Below are 25,411 nucleotides of genomic sequence, written 5' to 3' on the forward strand. Positions count from 1 at the left end.
TAAGAAAACCCGAAAAGAAGGCACTCTCTTCGGGTTTTCGGTCTGTACTGAAATCAAGGTATTATTGGGAATCCCAGATTAAATCATAGATACCGTAAGGGATTTTATTCTTTATTTAAAACTTTGCAACAGAACCGTTTTTTTTAATCGATTTGAAGTTGCCTAAATTATTACTTATTCGGTAAAATGAAGTATTGCTTTCAACAGATTTCCTTCAACTACACTTCACTTGATTCAAACAAGGTGGGTACATTTCTATTTCCACAAACTCCTTGTCAATGGAAACAAACACGTACCCACAGGGTAAATGGAAATAGAAACTGATAATTTCTAGCTATCACTTCTACTCATTCCAAAAATTTTCTCACTCTGATACTTACCCACCATAAAGCAAAAAGCCTTGCAATCAAGGCTTTCATTATCCCTTTCGTTCAAAGGTTTCTAAGCTTTTACGAGCAGAGTAACACACTCCACGTGTGTTGTCTGGTCCTTGAGAATACATTTTTTTATGCTCGTCACTGTTTTGAGGACACAATTTATCTGTTTCTAGTTTAGCATTTTTACGCTTACTTTTAAATTGTTTACCATCCTTGTTTTGAGTTTCACCTGTTTTGAATATTATGGTTAACATTGCAGGATCAATTTCTCCGTCGCTATTAACTCCACCTACAATAATTTTCTCAACAATACTTTCAAAAACTGTACGATCAAACTCCGTAAGAATTTTCTGTGAAGATAGCAAGTGCTTAAACTCAGTTAGTCTTTTCTTTACATCGATTTCTGATTTTAAGGTTGTTTCAATATTTACCTTCTCTTCTGCTAGAAACTCTTTTTCTGAGGAAATTTCATTGTACTTTTCATTGTATATGGTATCGCTAATTTTCCCTTCGAGCCTTAGATTTACAAGATTTTCCTCTTTTTTTAGTAATGTTCGAAGTTTGTTTGTAATCCTTTTTAGTTCCTTGTTAAGGCTATTGTCATTCAATTCAGATTCAATCGTTTCAAGTAAGTCTGTCATTAAGTTTTCATTTGAATGATAAAGTTTTCTGTAAGCTTCCATGAAAGCCCCCTCAATAGCGAGCTCTTCTAATCCTTTACTATGCTTACAAAATTTCTTTCCTTTCTTTATCGATGTAACACAGTGCCACACAACCTTGCGATAATCTGAACGGCAGTGCCAACTTCTTCTAGATAATATTGAACCACAAAAACCACATTCTAACATGCTACTAAAAGCATACATTTTTGAATAGCGTTCACGCTTGCCATTTACATTTGCAGCAGTCTTCTTATTTCCTGCTCGACGAAGTCTTATCTCCTGAGCTTTCTCAAAGTCTTCTTTAGATATTATAGGTTCATGATTATCTTTGATGTAGTACTTATCTTCTTCACCAAAATTACTTAAACGTCTCTTGCTTATTGGATCCACTGTAAAAGTTTTGCCCATTAGAATATCGCCTTTATATTTTTCATTCTTTATGATTCCTAAGACTGTTGTATCATTCCAATGATCTAATCCTCTCGGCGATTTGTAACCTAGTTCATCAAGTTCCCTTGCAATTACTTTTCCTCCAATACCTTCTAAGTACCTTTCAAAGATATAGCGAACTATTTTGGCTTCTTTTTTATTGATTGAAAGTTGCTTGGTTTCTACATCATAGTCATACCCCAAGCATCCTTGAAACCCTATCAATTCACCACGTTGCATCTTCATTTTTAATCCTTTTTTCACATGAGCAGATGTATTTTCTACTTCTTGCTGTGCAACGGAGCTTAGAATAGTCAAAAGCAATTCTCCATCCATTGTTAGGGTATCTATATTTTCTTCCTCAAAATATACTCCAATTTGCATATCTTTTAACATTCTGACATATTTCAAAGTATCTAGGGTATTCCTGGCAAATCTAGCAATTGCCTTTGTGACAATGTAATCTATTTCTCCATTTACACAATCATTTATTAATCGTTGAAAATCTTGTCTCTTTCCTACTTGTGTTCCTGAAATCCCCTCATCTGCATAGATACCTGCCAGTTCCCAATCCGACCGCTGAGAGATATAATCTTTATAATGTCTCACCTGAGATTCATAGCTGTTCTTCTGATCTTCGCTATCAGAACTAACTCGGCAATAAGCAGCAACCCTTTTTGAGTCTCTTTCGAAATTGTTGCCTCTTCGACGAGCTAAAGAATCAGCTTTTATTATTTCAACATTATTTTTTTTCATACTGAAATTCCTCCTTTTGATTCTATATTACCGCGTTCAAATCAAAAGGTCAGCTAATTTGTGTACTTAATACGCAGTCTATTTTTAATTTTTTCATATTCCTTTTTAGTCAACATATTTCTGGAATATAAAAAGTTAAGCATTGAAAGTTGCATACTATATTTTACTACTGATTGTTCCAAAACTTACCCTCCTGATAACATGTTACTCTTAGTTATTCTCTGTGGGTATGACTGGTTAAATCAATCATGGGAATTTCACCCGCTGTCCTTTTACGTTGGCAGCCTGAACGTTCAGAAGTATCATTGTCCTTATTTGTGGTCATGGCAGATAGAGAACCACTCTATTTTATAGCTAATAATTTTCGCTCCTATCATCGCGTATATCACTAAATTGCTCGACAAATAAGAAAGTCCCACATTGGTTTATTTAATTGTCAATGTACAAATCAAGGAGAGACTATTTTATTTTACGTTTTATCCTATCTGGACAATCTGTTAACCCTAATAGGTAATCTGTACTAACATCATAAAGTTTAGAAAGCTTCACAAGAACATCTGCCGTTAAAACAACTTCACCTCTCTCAATTTTTGCGTAGTTCGCATGAGAAAAGGAAAGTAAATTTGCAACAAACTTTTGAGTGAGATCATGATCTTCCCTCAAATCCCTTATTCGTTGGTACATATATTTTTCTCCTATAAAAAGTATATTTTACTTTTCGGAGAAATCATGGAAATTGTCATACTATGACAATAATTTTTTCAGCAGATTATCAAATCATTTACTTATACTTTATGTAAGATTTAAAGCAATATTTAGCAATCTAAATGTCCATATTTGTAGTATTATTAACTTGTCGCATTCATATCACTCTTTAAAGAAAAGCATCCAATAAACCATAATTTATGTGTTGTGTTTAGTTTATCTGAAGTTATAGATTCCCTATTCCAAATACTCTGACAGTGAAATTCCAAAGAAGATAACAGCGTACACATAAAAAATATATGTATTGTCAGCAATCATGCCCCCCGTCTAACGGGTGGTTAAACAGGGGCTATATGCCCACATCACCAGCCAGAGCCTAAAGACGCTGGCTTTCACTTTGTTCAAGCCTCACTGCTTTTGACTCGTCACTAGCCTCTTAAAGAGGCATTCGTACTACTTGCCATTATCCCTAAAGGGATCTTCATACTCTTTTACACTCAATTTATCAAGTGCTATATCATACTTTTCCTGCTCTTGTATATATTTCTTAATTGTGGCTTCATTAAGTCCAACTGTACTTACATAATAGCCCTCTGCCCAGAAATGGCGATTGCCAAATTTATATTTGAGATTGGCGTGTTTATCAAACATCATAAGAGCACTCTTACCTTTTAAATAACCCATAAAGCTTGATACACTTAATCTCGGAGGAATACTGACTAACATATGAACATGATCTGGCATTAGATGTCCTTTGATAATTTCTACGCCTTTATAACTACACAAACGTCGGAATATTTCTCCCAAACTACTTCGATATTGATTATAGATGATTTTTCGTCTATACTTAGGGGTGAAGACAATATGGTATTTACACAACCACTTTGTATATGATAAACTATGTGCCTTTTGTGCCATACTTTTCTCCTCTCGCTTTACAATTGGCTTGAACACCTTTATTGTATCGCGTTTGGAGTTTTTTGGTATAACCTTCGTCGCGCACCCGCATAGCGGGTGGTTTATTTGTCACGCACCTTACGGAGCGTGACGGACTAAAAGTCACATAATAAATAGAAGGTCGATGAGTTAACCCATGACCTTCTTTTGGAACAAAAGGTTGTCCCACTATTTTCAGTTCCTGTCCTTGACAATGTGGCTTTATCAGCTGGGCATGGTAATGGTTTTTGGATGAATACGAGACTAAGGAAGTCTTTACAGACAAAGAATACCTCTACGATGTAGCAACATGAATTGATGGGCATTCCATGGAACCTGTCTACCATAACGGAGAGATAACCTTAATCCGTGAAGGGGGCTTTGATTACGATGGGCAGTTTATGCCATTTCCTGGAATGAAAAATTATACATTAAGACGGTTTATCTTGAAAAAGACGGCTATCGCCTCGTTTCCATTAATGATTCCTATCCAGATAAATTTGTGCCTGCAGAGGACGATCCGAGGATTGTCGGGAAAATAGTGGGAAATTTTATGCCTATTGAACAGTAAAATCCCTTGAAGAAATTAATTCTTCAAGGGATTTTTGAGTACTCGTCAATATATTGCCTTATCTAAAAACAACATCTGGTCTATTCAAATCATAGAAATCAATTTGCTGCTCTTCAAACAATTGTTCTAACTGATCACTGCCATTATTACCCAAGTATTCTAACTCCTTTTCTGATATTGGTAACGCCATGAGCCATGTAATAGTCCTATCATCAAATAGAAGATCAACAATATTCCACAAGAACGGAGAGACGAACATAATATGCTTCATATTGATACCCTCAAAATACTGATCCAAAATATTAGTAAAAACAGTACCATGAGAGCAAGTATGTGTTCCAGAAATAATATTAAAGGAGCAACTTGCCAACACATTTGCAAATAGAGTGTTTTCTGCAGGCGACGCAGCTATGAACTCTACTCTCAACTCCGAATCATCGGCAAATTTTCTATCAATGCTGTACATTGATAAACCTATTGTTGAAAAAGTATTGACAGTATTCATCGGATTATTATGACTTTGAAAAATATCAATAAATTGATTCTTATTTGAATTGTAAAACCTCTGAACTTTAGGTGTTCCACCAACACTGTTAAGAATATGATTAGCCACTATTTTAACATCAAATTTCATTCCACTATTCTTCATTAACAATGGCAAATTCTTCAAATCAGGAAGACTAAATTTCCAATATTTCTTGAATCGTTACCTCACGATCTGATATTAAATCATAGAAGCCTATATGAACATTATTTTCATAAATCCAGAATAAATCTGTTCCATATTTTGCTGAAAAAATTTCCAAAATTACAGGAGATATTTGAGCAATACTTGTTGCACCTAAAATAGTAAAATTATCTGGATTTGAAACATAAGAGGCATCATCAGCTTCAGAAATAATAGTCCACCCATTCAACTGACTAATTGATGATTCTTCACGATAAGTGTACTGTATACGAAGACCATTTATTACGTTGTTTGAAACTAAAAATCCTCCAAAATCACTATTCTTTATCATACAATGGTCCCCCATTCTCAGACAATAGACCATGTCTCCAACTGAATTCTCTTGCATAATCGACAGCAGATTTTCCCTGAAAATTTTTCAGATTTATATCAGATCCACTATCTATCAACAGATTATATATTGGCATGGCTTCTTCTGTAGGTAGTTTTAGGACAGTTATTGCATAGATTAGAGGAATTGAACCATATTTATCAACTTGATTAATATCTATTCCAGATTCCAATAAAATTGTCAAGATTGTTAGTGCATATTTAACGTTTACTCTCCAATTAGCTTTATACTGAAAAAAATTATGTAGAACATTTCTCTTATCCGAATCTAGATAGTTTACATCTATTCCTTCATTAACAAGAAATTGAACAATTTTAACCTTTTCTTCCAGTAACGAATTACTAGTCAAAACCACATTCAGTAGATTCATATTATCATTCGACATTTGATTAATATCTCCATTAAAAACTGAATAAAATTCTTCAAATGTTCCTTCCTGAGCAATCTTAAAGATACTACCTTCCATCATACTCCCCCCTTTATTCATACTTATGACTTCTATTTGCACCAGGTGTTTCAAGCCGGAAATTATTAGGATCTGACTGAAATGCTTTCAAATCATCTAATGTTATCAACCCATTTTTATAATCTTCAAAAATAGTTTTATAACTTTTACCTTTCACATGCCCAAAGTCTACAACACCTTTTCTTGGTTGTCCAGGTTTCCAATCTATTTCTTCTTGAGTATTTGGATCACGAAGGATTCCATCCGGGTCAACTTGTGAGTCATATACTGCTTGTTCAAATTCCATTTTAGCTCGTCCTGTTGGAACAGGCCGTCCATTTGGTTTACCATTTTTTATATACGGTCCATTTACAAGTGGAGTAGTATGAGGCGTTTGAGAGGTGGATTTAGGTGCCGGTAAGGCAAGAATAGGCTCGGGTGCGGGCAGAGCTAGTTGCTGTTTAGGAGCAGGCAATGCTAGCTGTTGAACATGAGTGGATGACTGACGAGACTTCGTAACTGCAACATCCCCAGACTTCGGCTTGTTCTTCGGTACATCCGCTTTGGCAGATTTCTTACTTGAAACACTGCCTGAGCCATTGGTAATGAGATTGAGACCATAGTCTGTCACGACATTCTTAAGAGAAATTGGATTCCCTGTCGCAAGAGAGATACCCGTATCTATAACGGTCTCAACACCAGCTTCAACACCCGCCTTCGCAACATGACGAACGGTCTGGTTGGCAATATTTTGTGTCACATTAGCGGCCACATTGGCACCAGCTCCAATAAATTGACCACCAACAAAACCTGTAATAGCTCCTAGTCCTGCTCCTTTTAGAGTTGAACCAGCCAAGCCCCAACCACGTTGCCCTGAGCTATAGGCATCATAGCCAGACATAATGGCACCAGAAGCCGCACCACCAATCGCCATTGCGACTGGAGCACCTAGACCACCGGTAGCTACGGTAAGTGCGATACCAACACCAATGGCACCTGCAGTGACCGCTACCTTCTTCCAGTCAATCTTCTTAACATAATTAGCAACTTGTTTCTTAACACGTTTAGCTGTTTTACACACATGCGTGTACATTTCCTTAAGGGCTTTACCCCAGTTACGGAACATGCTCTTAGCTTCTCGTGTCTTAGGTGTCGTCTTGATTCCTGTTGACTGGCTATACTCGTCTCGAATATGCTGCTGGCGGCGTTGCTCGGCTTGGGCTCTAGCTTGAGCCTGTTGTTGCTGAACATAGGCATAGCTGGAAGAGTTTGAACTATGACCCCCTCCATATCCACCATAACTGCCTCCATAACCTCCTACTGGTGATGCATGATAACTTGTTCTTGACTGGTAGTTGTTCCATTGCTGAACTGCCCAGTTCTTAGCGTTATTGATTTGAGTACCCGCCCAGTTAACAACTCCTTTAGCTGTGTTAACAACTGTATTAACAATATTTCGACCGATATTGTATGCCTTCTTAGCAACATTAACGACAGCCCTTGCAGTATTTTTCGCAAAATTTACAACTGCATTTTTGGCCTTCGTCAATAACTTACCTGCTCCCTTAAGCAATTTCTTAAAGAAGTGCCCACTTGGGTCGGTGTAGTTGACTGGGTTGTTGGAAACGTAAGCATAGCCATTCTGTGTCAATGGTGTGGTTAGCTCACCTGGATAACTATCTTCTGTTAAGAAGGTTCCTGCTTGACTGTCATAGTAACGCGCTCTTAGATAATCAAGACCTGTGACATCTCTCGCCTCCCCGTTATAGGCATAAGGGTTGCCTGTCGTATCAGTCGTTTCTTTCGTTGAGCCGTAGAGATGATAAGTGCTTGAAGCAACAATTTCTCCATCTTGAGTCAAGCCTGTCACCGAACCTGACTGGTTGGTAAGGTAGTTGTAGTTCGTATCTTCTTGATTATCAAGATAGCTAGCTCTGCCATTGCCATAGGTATAGGTTTCACGAGCTTTCAGATCATGGTCATAGGTTTGAAGAACTTCGGTGTATTCCCGATTGATGTCATTGACATAATTACGCTCTTCATAGTAATGATAAGTGTCTTCTCGTGTAGTGTATGGAATGAGAACATCCTGCACTTGACTGGCATAAGTCACTTCTCCCTCGCCTGGGAGATTGTCCAAATCTGGTGGATTAACCACAAGGCCTTCCTTAGTGGCTCTATCCTTAGCCACTTTTTGATGATAGGCTGTTGAGACATCATCGAAGATCTCATGCCAGATGGTTCCTACAGTCTGTGGCAAGGTAGAGAGCGACTGGAGGACATTCTGACTAAAGCCATACCAGAAGATACTATTTTCCTCACCCGCTGGTGCAGTATAAGGAGATTTTTTACCTCCTGAACGAGAAGTATCTTTTGGTTTTCGCTGGAAGAGCTGGTAAGTATTCTTTCCTTCTTTACGACTGGCGGTAAACACACGATTATCATCGCCGTCATAAAGGGCTGCCATCAGAAGACCTTCCTTGTCCTTGACCGCAAGGAGACGGTTCTCCGTGTCGTAGATATAATCTAGCTTCTCATCATTTTTCTTAGACGCAGTACGGTTGCCGTTTTTGTCGTAAGTATAAGTGGTAATGCCGTCCTTATTCTCCAATTTGGTCAGGCGATTGTTGTCATCATAGCTGAAGGTCGTTTTTTCTTCCTTACCATCTATACTTTCCGTGCTGGTAAGTTTATTCCCCGCTAAATCATAAGTGTAAGAGAGTTTAGACAGTTCTTTTCCTGCTTTGTCTGATACCGTCATCGTCTCCACTTGACCTAGTGTATCGTAGGTATAAGCGTGAACTACGGTTTTACCATCTTGGTTAATGCTCTCCTTGGTGATGTAGTTGCCATCGTCATACTCATAGACATAGCTAGAAATCAACTTATCCTTCTTATCGACATGGCGAAGCTCCGTCACACGATGGGCCTTGTCGTAGGTCAAGAAGCTCTTCGTGCCATCTGCACGCTTGACTTCTGTCATATCGCCTGCGTCATTATAGGTATAGGTCGTTTTCTTCCCTTTAACATCTGTCACAGAAGTTAAACGATCCAGCTCATCATAGGTGTATGAAACGGTACGACCATCTGGGTAGGTCATCTTAGAGATATTGCCATAATCATCATAGTCATATTGGATGAGACTACCATCCCCTTGACGGACACCTGTGATTTCGCCTTCTTCGTTTGTTTCATAGCGGGTCGTACCTGTTAGGTCATTCATGGACACACGGCGCCCGTCCGCATCATAGGTATAGAGGACTTGACCATCTTCCTTCTTGGAGTAGTCTACTTTGAGGAGTTGACCGAGCTTGTTGTAGTCGTAAGTGATGGTCTGCCCATCTGCCTTGGTAACTTCTTCAAGTTGGTTATCGATATTATAGGTATAAGTCTCCTTATCCCCCATAGCGGTCATCCGTTCAACGACATTGGACAACTGGTCATATTTGTAGGTTGTGACCTTCCCATTGCCATTTGTAACGGAGGTGACATTCCCCACACTGTCATAGGTATAGCTTGACGTTGAGGCTTTATCTCCTGTGCCTTGTGTAGCTGTCAGTAACTGGTCTTCAAGGTCATAGGTGTAGCTTGTCACTCGTTGACTACCTGAAAATACACTTGTCACATTACCATTGGCATCATAAGCCAAGGAAGATGTTGCCCCCACATCATCCATTACCTTAGTCACACGGTTATCGTGGTCATAGGTATACATGGTCAATTGGCCTGCAGTGTCGCTCTCGCTGGTTAAGCGGTTAAGGGCATCGTAGGTCCGCTTGGTGACTTGGCCTAAAGGATTGGTTTCTTCTAGGATATTACCGTTCGGATCATAAGTGTAGGTTGTCTCACGTTTTCCATTGACGACTTGTTTAGTGGCCTGACCAACTGGATCATAGGTTGAGGTGATTTCACGACCTGTTGGCGATTTAACCGTCTTGAGTTGGTCAAGGGTCGTGTAATCAAAGCTAGTGGTTGCGCCTGACGGGCGAGTCAACTTGGCAAGGTTTCCTGCCTCATCATAACTATAAGTAGTTTCAAGGTCAAGGGCATTCTTAGCTGTCAAGAGGCGCCCCACCTTATCATAGGTGTAGCTATTGCTTCGTTCTGACTGGTCAGTTTCCTTGGTCAGGTTACCAGCAACATCGTAGGTATAGCTCTTAGCCAAACCTTGTGGTCCAGTTTGCTTCGACAAGCGTCCTAAGGCATCGTAGCTGTAGGTATACTCTGCTTGGTTTGGAAGTGTCCGCTTGGTCACACGACCATAGAGGTCGTTGACATAATTTGTGCTATGTCCGTTGGCATCCGTCTCCTTAGCCAGACTACCTGTCGCATCATAGGTATATGTCGTCTCGCCACCTGTAGGGCGTTTCATGCTTGCCAGACGACTCAAACTATCGTAGGTAAAGGTAGTCGTATTGCCTTCTCCTGTAGTTTCCGTTAGGCGATTGCCTAGCGCATCATAGGTGAAGGTTTGTTTGGTCCCTGTTGGAGCAAGGGTCTCTACCACACGTCCCAGTGGGTCATATTTGAAGGCTGTTGCCTGACCCTTTGGATCCGTGTAGAGAACCAGTTGCTGATTGGCATCATAGCCGAATTGGCTTTCATGACCATTGGCATCTGTCACCTTAGAAAGATTGCCGAGTACGTCGTACTCATAGGTCATGGTATTGCCGTCGGGGTCTTTTTCTGTTACAACTCTGTCCAGCGCATCATAGCTATAAGATGTCTCACGCTTGAGGTGATCGACAGTCTTTGTCAAGTTGCCATTGGCATCATAATGGTAGGTCTTCGTCTTATCTTCTTGGTCTGTCGAGGTTGCGACATTACCCAGGACATCATAGGTAAAGGTTTCACTAGTCCCATCCGCATACTCTACCTTAGTGAGTTGATTGTCACTGTCATAACTATACTTGGTTACTTCCCCAAGGTTGTTTGTCAGTGTGAGACGGTTGCCTGCGTTATCGTAAGTATACGATTCATTTAGGTCTTGGTTGTCTTTTTTCGTGAGAAGACGGTCAGCCGCATCATAGGTATACTCTGTGATGAGACCACTCGAATGAGTTTGTTTAACGAGACGGTCTAGGGCATCGAACTCTTGAGTGACACTGGACCCATCAGGGAGAATAACTTCTTTTAGTTGAGCAGTTGGCGTGTAGCTCATCTTAGTGGTATGACCATTAGCATCTACAACAGCGATAGGATGTCCCAAAGCATCATAGGCATAGCTCGTCTTCCCACCAAGAGCGTCTACTTCTTCTAGCAACTGCTCCATTTGGTTGTAGGCAAAAGTTGTTTTATTGCCCAACCCATCTGTGACACTCGCGACTTGGTTTTGTCCTGTAAAGGTGCTAGAGGCTGTATATCCTGCTGCATCCGTCACACTATTTTGATTCCCGTTAGCATCATAGGTGTAGCTTGTTCGATGACCAAGGGCATTGACTGTCGCAACCAGCCGTCCTGCTGGACTATATTCATAGGTCGTCTCTTGTCCGAGAGCATCTGTCATAGACAAGACATTCCCCATAGCATCTAGTTTGTAAGTAACTTTCGTGCCGTCTGGATACGTGATGCTAGTCACATTCCCTGCTACATCATAGCTATAGCTAGTCGTCTTATCTTCCTTGGTCTCTGTTAGCTTATTCCCTACAGAATCGTAGGTATAAGAAACGGTTTGACCTGCTTCATCTATGTAAGATAAGACTCGACCCATAACATCATAGGTAGTCTGTGTCTTCGTACCAATTGGATAGTTGACATCCGTTAAATTCCCAGAAGCATCATAGGTATTCTCTGTTACTTGACCAAGAGCATCCGTAATCGTCTTAATAGCTTGATTTCGATCATCATAGGTGAAGCTACTGCTATTTCCGGCTTCATTTGTTCGTGTAACGACACGGCCGATGCCATCACGTTGGTAGGTAATGGTTTGTCCAAGTGCATCTGTTTCGGTTAGTAGACGGCCACGACTGTCATAGCTGTAAGTCGTTGTATGACCTTCCGCATCAGTCAGGGATAGTTGATTCCCCACACCGTCATAAGTATAGGTATAGGTTCCACCCTCACCATTTGATGCACTAATCTTTCGTCCGAAACCGTCATAAGCAAAAGTGGTGGTATTGCCATTGCCTTCGGTTACACCAATTACTTGGCCTGCCTGGTCAAAGGTATGAGTCGTTCCAACACCATCCGCATCCTTTTCACTGAGCTTACGACCTTCTGCATCGTAGGTAATGGTGGTAGTTCCTCCACGAGGATTGGTGACGCCAGTTACTTGATTATGGGCATTGTAAGTAAGAGTTGATACTCCACCCAGTGGGTTGGTAATCTTAACAAGATTAGCTCCTTCATAAGCAAAACTAGTCGTGTTACCTGCCGCATCAGTTGTGGATACAATACGTCCTTGTCCATCCACCTCGTAAGAGATGCTCGAACCATCTGGTAAGGTCGTTTGAAGAAGATTCCCTTTATCATCATAACGATGCTTGGTTACTTCACCACCAAAATCTGTTACAGATAACAGATGATTCTGTTCATCATAAGTAGATGACTTCACTGCACCATCAAAACGGGTCTCACTTAAGATATTTCCGTTAGAATCATAAGTGTAGCTAGTCGTTTGACCCAGCTCATTGGTCTCGCTCGCTAAACGGTTATTCGCATCATAGGTCTTAGAAATGCTGGTACCATCTGGATAGGCAATGCCTGTCGTCCGATACTGGTCGTCATAAGTATAGGTTGTTTGATTGCCATTAGCATCCGTTGTAATCGTCTGACCATCACTATACGCAAGGGTCGAAACAGCACCTGTACCATCTGTCTGCTTGGTAACACGACCTTCATCATCATACTCGTTTTGGATGACTTTTGTTCCATTACCATCATACCAAGCTGTCATGAGTCCCTTATCATCATATTCATAACGGGTTGGAACTCCTGTTGCATCTGTATAAGTAATGAGGTGCCCGTTATCGTCATACTCATAAGAAAGAGTAGAACCATTTGGCACCTGAATAGAGCCGATGTAGCCGTCTTCGTTATAAGTAAGTCCAAAGACTAAACCTGTAGGGGATGTAATCTTGGTTAGCTGGAAGTTCTCATTATAATCAAAAGTTGTTTTATTGCCTTTTTCGTCTGTCTGACTAGTCAGAAGACCGTGGAAATTAAAGACTTTTTCTTGTTGTTCCGTATCGGTAATACGATACTCTTTGACATCGTATGTTTCCTTCTCTTCACCGCCGAAATCTCCTTCTTTGGTTTCAACAGTCTTAACCTCAAGACTCAAGTCATAACCCACAGGAGCTGCATACTTATCGCCATCTTTGGTGAACTTAAGGATAGAACCATCCGTACGGGTATAGTAAATGTTTTGATCCTCATCACTAGACAGCTGTTCATTAAAGGCAAAGGACCAACCACGACCAAAGAGACTGTTGATACCAGCAGCTTTAGAATTATAGAAGCGAGTAATTTCGAATTCATCATTCACATCACGAATCGTTACATCGGTCCGATCCAGATAAAAATTACCCGTGTTAATATTAATGGGTTCAAAACCAAACTCACAATGTAAGCCACGTCCCATCAAAAGCATGTCGACATCTTTTTTGACATCATCTGTTAAAGCAGGTGGATTATAAGGTTTATTGGCATTCTTTTTGGGATTACGGATAAAGAGGGTATTATTTTCAACAACCAACATATCCTGAATGCGGTTATCAAAAGCAATTTGCTTCAATGGTACACCATAATAACTGGCTATTTTAGGTAGCGTGTCATATTGTGTAACCTTATAAATTAGGAAGGTGTCACTCGATTTTTTACCACTGGTTTGCCCATCCTTTTTACTTTCGGCATCAATGGTATACACCTTATTTAACTCAGGTTCCGTAAATGGCACTTGGGTTTGCCAGTTGGAAAGCTTGTCCTTATATTTGGTTGTTCCTTTTTCAAAAGCTGAATCAAATGGACTACTATCTGGATACTTGTAGGAGAAACTTGCGGAATTTTGTCCCTGATAATTTTTTGAGGCGTCACTCAAGTTATAATCCACCTGTGCACCCGGTGTTGTTAAACCATCCGCAAAAACTCCTTGGAACTGAAGTTGCCCCTTTTTATCAGTTTTGACCATCGTCCGAAGATTAATGGTGGTATTCCCGATTGGATAGTTAACATCTACAGGATCTGGCACAGACCAATTGATGGTTAGAGACGGTGCCTTATCTGGTGTAAAGCCGATTTGACCCGCATTATCTGCCGTAGCTTCTGTCGTATAGAATGCCCCACCATCTGCGCCCTCATCGGTAGCCGCAATAACTAAACCGTAATTTGGTTCTAAACCTTGAACCCAAGAATTAACCGTTTCACGGATATCAAAGTTGTGCATACCGATTTTCTTGGCACTGATGGCATTGGCTCCTGCGATTTCCATCTCTAGACCGACAGAAGTATTCCAAGTTAAATTATTAATATCAAAATCTTGTTTTAGTCTATAGGCACCAAATTGAGTCCCCATAGAGCCTGGAGCAGTATACTGATAGAGGTTAAAGGTCGCACTGTCAATCCGTGCTTCAGAAGGGATGTTTTTCTTGAAATCATAGTTGATTTTGAAATACATCCGAGAGCGTCCGATATCTTTAGCTTCTGGCACTCCTATCATCAAGTTGGTCATGTAGCCAACATAACCATAAGCATAACCTTGGTATTGACCATGCACAGTTGAGGTAACGACATCTAATATTTTCTCACGAGGGACAGTGATGGTCGGGTCAATTCGAACAGGATATTGACGTTCTTTAGAAGATAACCATTCTTCATTAGCCGTCACGATAACTTCATACCCTTTTTCAGTTTGTTTTAAATCCAATGTCAGTGCCGTGCTGGATTCTCCAGCATTGTCTACCATCATAGGAGCTGTTAAAACAAAGAGAATTGTTGATTTCCCTTTTTCTCTGACAAGGATTTGATTATCTTCTAAAGACACATCATAAGCCGATGCATCTAGCCCATAGGTAAAGCTATTTTTTCCACCCCATTCAGCCAAGACAATTTCTTCCTTAACCCCGTTAGACTGAACAGTGTATTGGACGTCAGTTTTGCCCTCAACGTTGTTATACAGAATGGCATTTTTTTCAACCGTCGCTTGATCGTATGTCTTATCAAGTGGGTAGAGGGAAATTTTCTCATCCTTATGGATAATATCAATCGGAGTTTCTTCTTTAACTTCACTAGGAAGTACTACACCCACTGGAGATTCTTTAGGGAGATAATAGTGTTGCCCATTAGCATGATAAGAATAAAGTGATAAGTCAACTGGAACTTCTACTCCATCTTGATCAATGTAGGTCTTCACATCACTGCCGATGTAAGTTACAAAGTTAGTATCATCAACACGAAAAAGCTGTTCCTGCCCGCTAACAGCAACTGGCTCTCCATATTGTGCTTTTAAAGCTGCTTCTTCAGGGTTGGCCCCGTCCGTCACTTTAGGTTGTTGAATGGCATCTCCGTCCTCTTTTTTTGTCGAAGACCCCGCCTGTTCAGAAGCTGGTTTTTCTGTATTGGCATTTTCCGTTCCCACTGTCTGAGTAGTGGCTTCTGTCACCGCCTGCTGGTATGCCTGATCAGCTTGACTTTGTTCAATGACTTGAGAAATTTCTTCCGCATACATAATGGGACTATTAGAAATCAGTAAGACCACCAGCAATAACCAGTTCGTCAACTTATGAAGTCGTTTCATAAGGTGTCTCCTTTACAAGGTAAATAAAATAATACAGGGTAGAAATCAGTACAATCGCATCAATCAATGACACTAGTATTGAACCAACAGTTGGTAGAAAGTAGCTGAGCAGAGCGGTACAAATAGATACCAGAATCACTACTACTAGAGGCAACCAAAGGTAGTTGCTTCGTTTTCTAATGGGTAAGTTTTTATGAATACTGACTAAACCAAAGCACAAGACGACCTTCAGAATGCTTTGAATGATAGTACTCGTTGTCCAAACACCTATCCGCACCGTATAGTAAGCAAAACTGGTATGGTCATAAAGGAGTTGCCCCATTCCACCAATGATAAGACCTGAAAATATTGCGCCCAATAGATAGAATAAAATCAGTTTTGGTAGCCGCTTATCAGACCAATGGCATTTGTAAAACCAACCAATCAGAGGGAGGATAAGTGCCAATCCTAAAACGAGAGCAACTAAACTTAGGACAATCAAGAGGACTGGTAAGCTTCTGTCCTTAGCCCAAGGAGAAACAACTCCAGTATAAAACAGTCTTTGACCTATACCAAAAAATAGTAAGCCTAGAGACAGCCTCCAAAATTTGGAGAGCTTTATCTTCTGTATCATGTATCTGTCCTTTCTGAAACAGTTCTTAACTTAGCAGTAAGCACATAGCGATAGCTATCACTTGCGGCATCACACGTTGATAAAATTAACACCCTATCCTGCTCGCTGTCTATGCTTAGTTGACGATAGGCACCACCATAGGTCTCTACTCGTTCCTTTAGGGTATCAAGATATTGGTTTAATCCACTTTTCGTTCCTAACTGGAAGTTGTGAAAAAGATGGTCATCTGTATAAGGGTGTGCGGCTACGATGTCATACTCATAGTGATGATCTAAAGTATCAATCCTTATCACGGTATGGTCTTCGAAAAACTGTCGGTCCGCAAAATAATCCAAGGAGCCAAACATGGAGTCATCAACCATAGCGTGCCCATAAAGAATCGTGACGGAATCCTCAAAGGTTTTCGTATTGACCAGCTCCGTAAAGATAGCCCCATAGTAAGTCTCCGCACCATCTAAATCATGAGATAGATAATAGCTATCATCTGTCGGGTGTTGGGCGATAGGATAGTCAATCTTTGTCCCATCAACGCTCACCCAAGCATAGACATCTGGATTTTGATGAAATTTTTGCTTGAGAACATCTTGCGGAGATTGTTCAATACTGGTTTTTTCCAGACGAGATAAGGCCTGAAAACATAGGAATAATATCCCTATCAGAAACAGTGTCACTAAGCTATTTTTTAGAAACTTCATGTATCCCTCCTAACACCAATAATTATAACAAAGTAGCTTAATCCTTGTAAAGGATATGTAGGGTTTCTAAAACTTAGATATAGATTGGTCTGTCCAAGATTCATTGAAAGTCTCAGTGAATCTTCTACCATAAACTACAAAGAGTGACCGCTATATTCCTCTAATAAACATGAAATAGTAAATTTAAAAGCCACTCTTGCGAGCAGCTTTCGTCCAAAACTGTAAATACATTATTTATTACTACTGGTCATCAATACGAGCTGAATTCGTTTCAATCAATTTTTTAGCTTCACTTGGTCGGAAATCCCAATATTTTATGAGTAATTCTGCTATCTGTTGTTTATACAATCCTGCTTACTTCTCTCTTCCGCTGACAGAGCTTCAAATCGTGCTTGATCTCGTTCTTGGGCAGCTTGTAAGCGCTCCGCGTTATTGGTAAGATGATTTCCCACTGCTTGAAAAGCTGTCGCAAAATGCTCAATGTTAGTAAAACGACCAATATCTCCGGATTGATAGGTTGCCACTGTCTCAGGGCGATTACTATACTCCGCCAAGAGCTCCTTTGTTGAGGCGAGCAACTCTTTAAAAGCTGACAAATCATGACTAGCATGGTTACTCTCATATTGCTTGATTGACTCATCTAAGGTCTTAATATCATTAATAATAAAGTTATAATGCTGGATGGTTTTGGTGTGACTGCTTCTTCATAGCCTTCAGACTATGAGTGATATTATTACTTTTTAAAGGGAGAAACATAGCCTTCTGGTAGCCGACCCACATCATCAATCCATAGCTTTTCAGCAATTGGAATGAGCTCTTCAAGTTCTTTTTGAGTGAAAAGCTCTCGATTTTTAGGGATAATAATTAAAGAAGAAGGATGCTTCCTTAAAAATTCTTTTTTTGCTAATTTTTTTTCTTCTTCTGTAGGTGGCCAACTATCGTTTTGTACTTTATAACTAAGAGCTTTTCCTGAACATTTTCCAGCTAGATACACTTCAAAATCCGCACGTTCAATTTCAAAAATCCGACGGACTGAAGCAATACCAAGTTCAAAAAAAGTGTAAAAATGACCATTATGTTCTCGAATATAAAGTTTGTCTGCTGTCTCAACCTCTGTAAAACTCTCATAGGTGTTACCTCCATCAAATGACGATGAAGTTTACTTTGTAATAATACTATGAAACGAAACAAATCCATTTCATTTGCGGAATTCCGTTGCAGTGTTCTTTCAATTTCGTTTTTAAAAGTTTACCTTCATCTTTAAAAAATATTTCGAATATGTGTGTATTTAATTCTTTCTCTCTTTTGCAGATATCGGATTTTGAAAAATTTATCTTCGGTTGATTAAAAGCTACATTAACTAGCAATTCTTTTTCACACACTTTAATTGCCTCACATTTCTTTGAAAATGATTCATTTTTTATTTGACCGTTGGTCTCTTTTGTCAGTAGAGCAATATTCCCAATTCGATTTTTTAGTTTGGTATTTTCAGAATTAAATTTATTATAGTATTGATTTTGAGGAATTATGTGTTCAAGTTCCCTTTTTAATCGTTCATTGAAAGCATAATCACTCAACATTTCATTAATATTCTTAGGAGAACAGAATACTGATATAGAAATTAAGATAAAGCGTGTAAACTTCTTATGCTTTCTGTAAAAATTAGAAATCTTCGGATTAACATAACTATTATATACATTGTAATGTCTCCTTACATAACGAATGAGATGTTCAGCTAAATCATCAGAATTTGCAATAGGAAAAATTCCAATTTTATTACTAATATCATCTAAAATGAATTCATCATACATATTACTCAAAATATATTCCATAACTTGACACCGTATTAAAATCTGTTTTTCTAATTATAATCGAGTAGGGACTAATTTCTAGTCCCTCTCACACCACCGTGCGTGCCGTTCGGCACACGGCGGTTCAACTAACTTTTAACGCATGTCGTTTTAGATAATAATCTAGGCAAGAAACCAGTCCACGTTTAGCGAGGACTGGTTTTGATATGGCACGTTTCAGTACAGACCTCTGAGCCACTAATTGATAATGGTCTCCCCAGCCAGATACTTTATCCGCTATCCACTTCGGTACTCCTAATTTGAGAAGTCCCCATAATCGCCTAGATTTCTTCTTCCATTGTTTCCAGATAATAACTCTTATTCGAGTTCTTAGTCGTTCATCAATGCTTTCCATGGCTGATTTCATGTTCGTCATAGAAAAGTAGTTTATCCAACCTCGGATGACCCAGTTTAGTCGCTCAATTCGGCTGTCTAAGTCAATACTCCACTTACGGGACGTTAGTTTCTTGAGTTTTCTCTTGAAACTCTGTACGCTATCCTGGTGCGGACGACTTTTCCAACCCCCCGATGATTTCCAGAACCCAAATCCTAGATACTTCAATTTGCTCGGTCTCACAATCTTGGTCTTGGTCATGTTGACTTTCAAACCTAATCGTTTTTCAATATAACGACTAATTGAATGCATCACACGTTTAGCCGCCGCCTCACTACCAACTATGATGACACAGTCATCTGCGTAGCGAACGAAGCGAAGTCCACGATTTTCCAACTCTTTATCTAGCTCATTAAGCATGATATTGGACAGGAGCGGTGATAGGTTTCCTCCCTGTGGAGTTCCAACTAGTGTTTTATACCGTTGTCCGTTGATGACTACACCTGAATGAAGGTACTTACGAATTAAAGATTCTGTATCTCCATCTTGGATAATGTTATGAACAAGCGACATCAGTCTATCTTGAGGAACGGTATCAAAGAACTTCTCCAGGTCTATGTCTACTATCCACTCATAACCGTCATTAAGGTATTCTAATAACTGGATAATAGCTTGTTCGCATGACCGATTGAGTCTGAATCCGTAACTCCTCTCAGAGAAATAGGGTTCACAAATGGGACTAATGACTTGGACAATAGCTTGTTGTATCATTCTATCCATGACCGTTGGGATACCTAACTGACGGACTCCGCCGTTAGGTTTGGGAATTTCAACTCGTAAAACTGGCTGAGGTTTGTACTACCTCTGCTTTATGAGTTCTTTAGTTGAACGCCAGTGTTTGCGGAGATAGTCATCTATTTCGTCAATAGTTACGCCGTCAATTCCTGCTGAACCTTTATTGGCTCTAACTTGATTGTAGGCTTCAAGCATATTGGACCGAGATAGGATATTATCTAGTAACTGTGACATGTGCGTATTCCTTTCTTGTTTCGGTGTCTGTAGGATGTCTTATATTAGCGAACATTCTTCTAGTCATTACGTGACTGCCTCCAGTTCTATCAGACCATTCTTTACAGACACAATCGAAGTAGGTATACTTCGGTTTGACAGCCTTTATTTTCAATGTCAAACTTTCAACAGTCACTCCCCTGACTGTTGAAATATTCAGCCCTTCGCTCCGTTTCCATTACAGAAACTTCGTCGCTACTATGACCTCGGCTGAGAGTCTGCCCCAGCCATTGTTGTCCAACGAAGAATGAGTTGATGACAACAATAGGCGAGGGTACTTCTCATGGTTCGTTGTTACTACGTCTTATCGACGCCCATGAGACCTCACGGGATAAGTCGTACATCTTTCCTCGTTTACACTCGTGATTTACGCATATAGGTTACGACTACCTTTTTGGACTTTGGTGCTTGTAGCCACCTTATCCGCTATATACGCCTTTGTATCACGTTTCTGTTCGTAGCGCCACGATTTCGCTATCCCTTCCTCTCCCCGCTACCTCACGATAGTCAGGCTTGGGAGTCGCTATAGGGTTCACCGGTAGCGGGTGCCCGCAGAGGACTTTCACCTCAGATGTACGACATGCCCGTCGTACACACAAAAAACTGCAACCTTTCAGTCACAGTTTCTTACAAATCTACCTCTGTTCCCTCTAAAAATCTGACAGTTATCTGCCCATTTTCTTATATTGTAATCTTGTTTAATTCATAATCTATTGTTTCACCTCCATTAAAATCTAATAAAAATTGCTTATAGCCTTTTGGTAAAACAATATTAAATCCCTTTTCTAACTCATGAATATCCTCAATTTTAGCATGTCAAAATTTTTCAATTTGTAAACTCATTATTTTCCTCCATTTCTCTTGATAGAAATACCTCCGCGATGTGTAAAGCGTCTATGAATTTTTCTATCAACCAATTATAAAGTTTTTCCATCATGATGATGATGCCATGTATTCACTGGACCAGATTTACCAGCCTTAGAAAAATCTTTAGCTCTGGTTTCAAAACCATTTATGGCGGAGCTGTCTAGCAAGGTTATCAGCTGTAGAGGCGACCTTACTCTTGGTTAGATTGCCACATTGTTTGGCATAATGATCTATTTTTTAAGGACAAAAAACAGTCGGAGTGATGATGCTAATTGCAAGTTAACAGTTAGGACTGGAGAATTCCAAGTCCCAACGATCATTTATTCTTATCTGAAGTTATAGATTCCCTATTCCAAATACTCTGACAGTGAAATTCCAAAGAAGATAACAGCGTGTACATAAAAGTATATGTGTTATCAGTAATCATGACCTCCCGTCAAACGGGTGGTTTGAACAGGGGCTATAAGCCCACATCACCAGCCAGAGCCTAAAGACTCTGGCTTTCACTTTGTTCAATCCTAACTGTTTTTGACTCGTCACTTGCCTCTTAAAGAGGCATTGGTATTACTTGCCATCATCCCTAAAGGGATCTTCGTATTCTTTTACGCTCAAGAATTAAGTGCTATATCAAGTTTAACTCGCTTTCTAGATTTTAAGCTCGTGAAGAAATCATCCACTGGATAATTTCTTTATTCTTGGATATATTTTTTGATAATGGCTTCGTTCAGTCCAACTGTGCTCACATAATAGCCCTCTACCCCAAAATATCGATTCCCAAACTTGCATTTGAGATTGGCGTGTTTATCAAACATCATCAGGGCACTCTTACCTTATAAGTAGCCCATGAAACTTGAAACACGAATTCGTGGTGGGATACTAACTAACATGTGAACGTGGTCTGGCATTAAATGTCCTTCCATTATTTCGACTCCTTTGTAACTACATAATCGTCGAAATATTTCACCTAGACTACTTCGATATTGATTATAGATTACTTTTCGTCTATACTTAGGGGTAAACACAATGTGGTATTTACACATCCATTTTGTGTGAGATAAACTATGTGCCTTTTGTGCCATATTTTGCTCCTTTCTCTTTACATCAGGCTTGAACACCATTATTGTATCGCGTTTGGATTTTTTTTTGGTATAACCAGCGATGCGCACCCGCATAGCGGGTGGTTTATTTGTTTCGCACTTGCGGAGCGAAACGGACTGAAAGCCACAAAATAAAAACCTCTGAAGTCAAGAGTTACTTCAGAGGATTATATTTTATTCATTATCAAAATATAATGAGTTGATGAAATCTGTAAATGATTGAGCCACAAAATCTGTATTTTGACCGTTATTATCTAACATTTCGTGATTCCAAAAAACAACTGATTGATTGTCTGAATAATCAAAGCAAAGTAAATTACCAAAGGAAATAATGTACTAGGTAGCCTATCTTTTAAATCTTCTAACACCTCATATACATTACCATATTCTTCTTTATCAAAGTCTAGTAAATTATTTAAAACTTCAGATTTCTCACCTATAGTGAAAACATCTAGCTTTGGATAACCAACGCCATTTTTTAACAACCAGTCTTTATAATCGTTGGGAAGTTCTAGATTAAACTTCTTTTCAAGTTGGATTATTTTAAAAGCAGAAAGTTCCTTTTTATCCAGTAATTTAATCTCATTCATAATATTAAACCCACACTTTCTCCAATTACTCCGAACAATCTAAGGAGTGAATAATGATAAAAATTCAGTAAATGTTGATGCAAGATACAGCTTTTAAAACTTGAAATTACCCAAGAGTAGGTTTTTTAGGTTCGAAATCATATCTGTTTCCTTCACTAGGGTGATATTCTACATCTTCTCTATTTCTTTCAACCCAATATGCTTGTTCAGCTAACCACTTAGTTTGAATATCAGTACTCATAATTAATTCTCCAAATACACCACTTTAATGTCCGATATATCAACGTCACTTTCTTCAGTAAGCCATTTCAATCTCTCCAGCTCTTGAAAGTGATTTCTAGGATTCAACCCAACTACTCCATGCAAATTACTAAACTCATCAAGTCTATCTGCCGGAATTGTTGTTTCTAGAGACTCATCTCCATTAATACGAACGAATAGTAAATAAATGCGTGTACTTGTAATTTGTGATAATTGTAAAAATTCAACTTCCAGCACTTCATACCCCCTTGCAATCCATCTAACCACATTATCCTGTTGCTCCTTCGTCAATGTTTCTTTCTGCGAAGTCATGCCACACCCTTCTAAAATTAAAATCATTAGTGTTGCTAAAATACTAATAATTAATCGATACTTTTTCATCTTATTGCTTTCCTTTCGGTTTATTACGAAACAATGAGTACAAAGTCACAGTAATTCCCAAGACAATTATTAGAAGCATTTGTAAAGATAATCCCGTTTTTTTCTCAGTCAGGGACACTCATAGCTACCTCATTGAATTTGTTAAAATTATGAAATATAGCATCTGGAGTATTATCTATTTACTTCATTTTTAAAACTACTAAATTCATCCGGCGTCAATAGGAATTCTTTGAATGACTGAGCTATAAAATGACCGCTATCCTTACCTTTTTCTGAGGGCAAACCATCATGGTGAATTTCAGTCAAACTCTCAATAAAGTAATCAGAAATTGGATTTTTTCGTAAACCTACTTCCTTTTAGATTTTCCAACATAAAGCAAAAAGCCTTGCAATCAAGGCTTTTCATTATCCCTTTCGTTCCAAGGATTCTAGGCTTTTGCGAGCAGAGCAACACACTTAATGTGTGCTGAGAGCTTTCTTCTATAATAATGGACGAAAGGGAGAAATGTGATATTAGAATGATACTGCGGAACGGAAAATTTTATCCTCTTTCTTTTTTACAATTCACTATCAAAAATCTCGGATAACTATCTTTATCATTATTCGGAAGTTCAGAAATACTCTCAATTTTAAAATTGTATTTACTCAATAAATTTATATATGTCTCTAAAGGCCTATGTATATGGGTAGTTCTATAGTTAGTGACCTCATTTGCTATTCTAAACTCTGCCTCAATAATTAACTCTTTAGAGTACTTATACCAACTTTCTTCCTCATACTTCCAATATTTTGGCCAAAAAGAGGGGTGAGTTATCGAAAAAATAAAATTACCATTGTTATTTAGTAGATTACTAATAGAGCTAATACAGGTTTCAAGATTCATAGTATCCATTAAAACCATATTTGCAACACCAATATCATAGCGATCGATTTGAAAATCCTCTATTGCAAAATTATAAAACCTTAGATTATTTTTCGAATATTTTTCTTTTGCTAATTCAATATTTTTTACACTAATATCTATACCGACGGTATCTTTTACAGATAACGAAAGATAATTTGTTAAATACCCTGATCCACACCCTAAATCAATCAATTTTTTTTCAGATAAATTATCAATCTTATTTAACTCCTTTAAAAAGTTCGGAAGTAATATTTTATGAAAACTGGCATCTTTTTTGCTCTCAATCTGATTTTTTCTTATTATTGCAATGTTATCCCACTCTTTTGCAATATCCTGATTATTTTTGGGGTTAGTTATTTTCATTTTACACTCACATTCTCCAGCAATTTCAATAAATCTTCAGCTAAGGAATATTCTATAGTTCCACTTTTTTCAAATTCTTTAATTCTATGCGTATCTCCATCTGGATAACCAATTGCAACTTTAGGATTACTTGTACCATAATGAATAAATGTGAATCGTGTTTTTGGTGTAAAACCTAATTTTTTATATTCCAAGACCTTAGCTCCTGAATTTTTAAGGTTATTTATAGATTCTCTTGTTTCTTCCAACACTATAGTTAGCTCTTTTTTCTCAGCCTTATCCAACAAAATATTATATATTTCATCACCTGTTGCTATCCAGGACATATCTCGAGTTACAATAACTGTTTGGCCAGGCTTATTAATCCACTTCCTCATGTACTCCTTGACTTCATCCGAACTTGTAAACACATTATTTATTTTTTCAATCCATAGCTTCCAAAGTTTAAAGATTGTAAAGCAAATCATCAAAATCAGAAGAATACTGAAAAAATTCGTCCACTTAGAATTATTTTCTGATTTTATATTGATTAAGAAGAGAAGAAATTCCATGATAATACTACTAATTCTCTCTATAACTTCAATATCCGTTATAAAAATTAATAATTTATTATTTTTCATACCTTATTACTTCCTTATAAATTATTGCTATTTTTTATGCAACAAACGATATTCTTTCACGAACTAAATTATACC

The 25,411-nt window shown here is 38.6% G+C and carries 18 protein-coding genes and 5 pseudogenes; 2 read left to right on the top strand and 21 right to left on the bottom strand.

Translation table 11 applies throughout. From position 1 onward, the window contains the following. Window positions 1–82 (top strand): annotated as a pseudogene (locus ACHBIF_RS01345) (IS6 family transposase); the annotation flags it as partial. 336 nt (window positions 83–418) lie between these two features. Here ACHBIF_RS01345 and ACHBIF_RS01350 read toward each other — a convergent pair. The 4 genes from ACHBIF_RS01350 to tnpA (ACHBIF_RS01365) form a co-directional block, all read right to left on the bottom strand. Continuing rightward, the gene (locus ACHBIF_RS01350; RefSeq protein WP_394718132.1) at window positions 419–2,224 is read right to left on the bottom strand and encodes a recombinase family protein; all 1,806 of its coding nucleotides are present in this window, start codon (window positions 2,222–2,224) and stop codon (window positions 419–421) included. A 53-nt stretch (window positions 2,225–2,277) separates the two neighbouring features. Further along, a complete protein-coding gene (locus ACHBIF_RS01355) occupies window positions 2,278–2,406 on the bottom strand; it encodes an SHOCT domain-containing protein (protein ID WP_000438255.1) in 129 nt (42 codons plus the stop codon). A 277-nt stretch (window positions 2,407–2,683) separates the two neighbouring features. Further along, window positions 2,684–2,908 (bottom strand): helix-turn-helix domain-containing protein, encoded by a 225-nt coding sequence (locus ACHBIF_RS01360; RefSeq protein WP_172006845.1) that lies wholly within the window; start codon window positions 2,906–2,908, stop codon window positions 2,684–2,686. 474 nt (window positions 2,909–3,382) lie between these two features. Then, window positions 3,383–3,847 carry an IS200/IS605 family transposase gene (gene tnpA, locus ACHBIF_RS01365; protein WP_394718135.1) on the bottom strand — a complete coding sequence of 155 codons (465 nt, stop codon included), beginning with the start codon at window positions 3,845–3,847 and terminating at the stop codon, window positions 3,383–3,385. Between the two features lie 275 nt (window positions 3,848–4,122). On the opposite strand from tnpA (ACHBIF_RS01365), the pseudogene ACHBIF_RS01370 reads away from it, so the two are divergent. Continuing rightward, window positions 4,123–4,436: pseudogene (locus ACHBIF_RS01370) on the top strand (S24 family peptidase); the annotation flags it as partial. A 58-nt stretch (window positions 4,437–4,494) separates the two neighbouring features. Here ACHBIF_RS01370 and ACHBIF_RS01375 read toward each other — a convergent pair. The 17 genes and pseudogenes from ACHBIF_RS01375 to ACHBIF_RS01455 form a co-directional block, all read right to left on the bottom strand. Next, on the bottom strand, window positions 4,495–5,070 hold the full coding sequence (locus ACHBIF_RS01375) for a suppressor of fused domain protein (protein WP_394718137.1): 576 nt from the start codon (window positions 5,068–5,070) through the stop codon (window positions 4,495–4,497). 46 nt (window positions 5,071–5,116) lie between these two features. After that, window positions 5,117–5,455 carry a DUF2185 domain-containing protein gene (locus ACHBIF_RS01380; protein ID WP_024392764.1) on the bottom strand — a complete coding sequence of 113 codons (339 nt, stop codon included), beginning with the start codon at window positions 5,453–5,455 and terminating at the stop codon, window positions 5,117–5,119. Further along, window positions 5,442–5,984: an ankyrin repeat domain-containing protein gene (locus tag ACHBIF_RS01385; RefSeq protein ID WP_105111831.1), complete on the bottom strand. Its 543-nt coding sequence runs from the start codon at window positions 5,982–5,984 to the stop codon at window positions 5,442–5,444. The genes ACHBIF_RS01380 and ACHBIF_RS01385 overlap by 14 nt, the downstream gene beginning before the upstream one ends. A 10-nt stretch (window positions 5,985–5,994) precedes the next feature. Beyond that, window positions 5,995–15,693, bottom strand: a complete 9,699-nt coding sequence (locus ACHBIF_RS01390) for a DNRLRE domain-containing protein (protein WP_394718140.1) — start codon at window positions 15,691–15,693, stop codon at window positions 5,995–5,997. After that, entirely contained in the window at window positions 15,677–16,306 is a 630-nt protein-coding gene (locus tag ACHBIF_RS01395; RefSeq protein WP_394718142.1) for a hypothetical protein, read from the bottom strand. The genes ACHBIF_RS01390 and ACHBIF_RS01395 overlap by 17 nt, the downstream gene beginning before the upstream one ends. Then, the gene (locus tag ACHBIF_RS01400; RefSeq protein WP_394718144.1) at window positions 16,303–17,001 is read right to left on the bottom strand and encodes a class B sortase; all 699 of its coding nucleotides are present in this window, start codon (window positions 16,999–17,001) and stop codon (window positions 16,303–16,305) included. Before ACHBIF_RS01400 ends, ACHBIF_RS01395 begins: the two co-directional genes overlap by 4 nt. 329 nt (window positions 17,002–17,330) lie before the next feature. After that, window positions 17,331–17,597 (bottom strand): hypothetical protein, encoded by a 267-nt coding sequence (locus ACHBIF_RS01405; RefSeq protein WP_394718146.1) that lies wholly within the window; start codon window positions 17,595–17,597, stop codon window positions 17,331–17,333. A gap of 137 nt (window positions 17,598–17,734) precedes the next feature. Further along, window positions 17,735–17,995 carry a hypothetical protein gene (locus tag ACHBIF_RS01410; protein WP_394718148.1) on the bottom strand — a complete coding sequence of 87 codons (261 nt, stop codon included), beginning with the start codon at window positions 17,993–17,995 and terminating at the stop codon, window positions 17,735–17,737. 181 nt (window positions 17,996–18,176) lie between these two features. Continuing rightward, window positions 18,177–18,833 (bottom strand): DUF1524 domain-containing protein, encoded by a 657-nt coding sequence (locus tag ACHBIF_RS01415; protein WP_394718150.1) that lies wholly within the window; start codon window positions 18,831–18,833, stop codon window positions 18,177–18,179. A 103-nt stretch (window positions 18,834–18,936) separates the two neighbouring features. After that, window positions 18,937–20,214: pseudogene (gene ltrA / locus ACHBIF_RS01420) on the bottom strand (group II intron reverse transcriptase/maturase). Window positions 20,215–20,934: 720 nt separating this feature from the next. Beyond that, window positions 20,935–21,060, bottom strand: coding sequence for an SMI1/KNR4 family protein (locus ACHBIF_RS01425; RefSeq protein ID WP_170243439.1), 126 nt, complete (start codon window positions 21,058–21,060; stop codon window positions 20,935–20,937). Window positions 21,061–21,684: 624 nt separating this feature from the next. Beyond that, window positions 21,685–22,199, bottom strand: a pseudogene (gene tnpA, locus ACHBIF_RS01430) (IS200/IS605 family transposase). 192 nt (window positions 22,200–22,391) lie between these two features. After that, window positions 22,392–22,807, bottom strand: a pseudogene (locus tag ACHBIF_RS01435) (SMI1/KNR4 family protein). 106 nt (window positions 22,808–22,913) lie between these two features. Continuing rightward, complete coding sequence (locus ACHBIF_RS01440) at window positions 22,914–23,048, bottom strand: hypothetical protein (protein ID WP_394718151.1); 135 nt, start codon at window positions 23,046–23,048, stop codon at window positions 22,914–22,916. A 2-nt stretch (window positions 23,049–23,050) separates the two neighbouring features. Continuing rightward, on the bottom strand, window positions 23,051–23,449 hold the full coding sequence (locus ACHBIF_RS01445) for a hypothetical protein (protein ID WP_394718153.1): 399 nt from the start codon (window positions 23,447–23,449) through the stop codon (window positions 23,051–23,053). Window positions 23,450–23,990: 541 nt separating this feature from the next. After that, window positions 23,991–24,716, bottom strand: a complete 726-nt coding sequence (locus ACHBIF_RS01450) for a bifunctional 2-polyprenyl-6-hydroxyphenol methylase/3-demethylubiquinol 3-O-methyltransferase UbiG (RefSeq protein WP_002943592.1) — start codon at window positions 24,714–24,716, stop codon at window positions 23,991–23,993. After that, window positions 24,713–25,336, bottom strand: a complete 624-nt coding sequence (locus ACHBIF_RS01455) for a hypothetical protein (protein ID WP_033875646.1) — start codon at window positions 25,334–25,336, stop codon at window positions 24,713–24,715. Before ACHBIF_RS01455 ends, ACHBIF_RS01450 begins: the two co-directional genes overlap by 4 nt. Between the last annotated feature and the right edge of the window lie 75 nt (window positions 25,337–25,411).

Origin of the sequence: Streptococcus sp. A11 (assembly GCF_043674225.1) — a bacterium.
Classification (GTDB): Bacteria; Bacillota; Bacilli; order Lactobacillales; family Streptococcaceae; genus Streptococcus; species Streptococcus suis_V.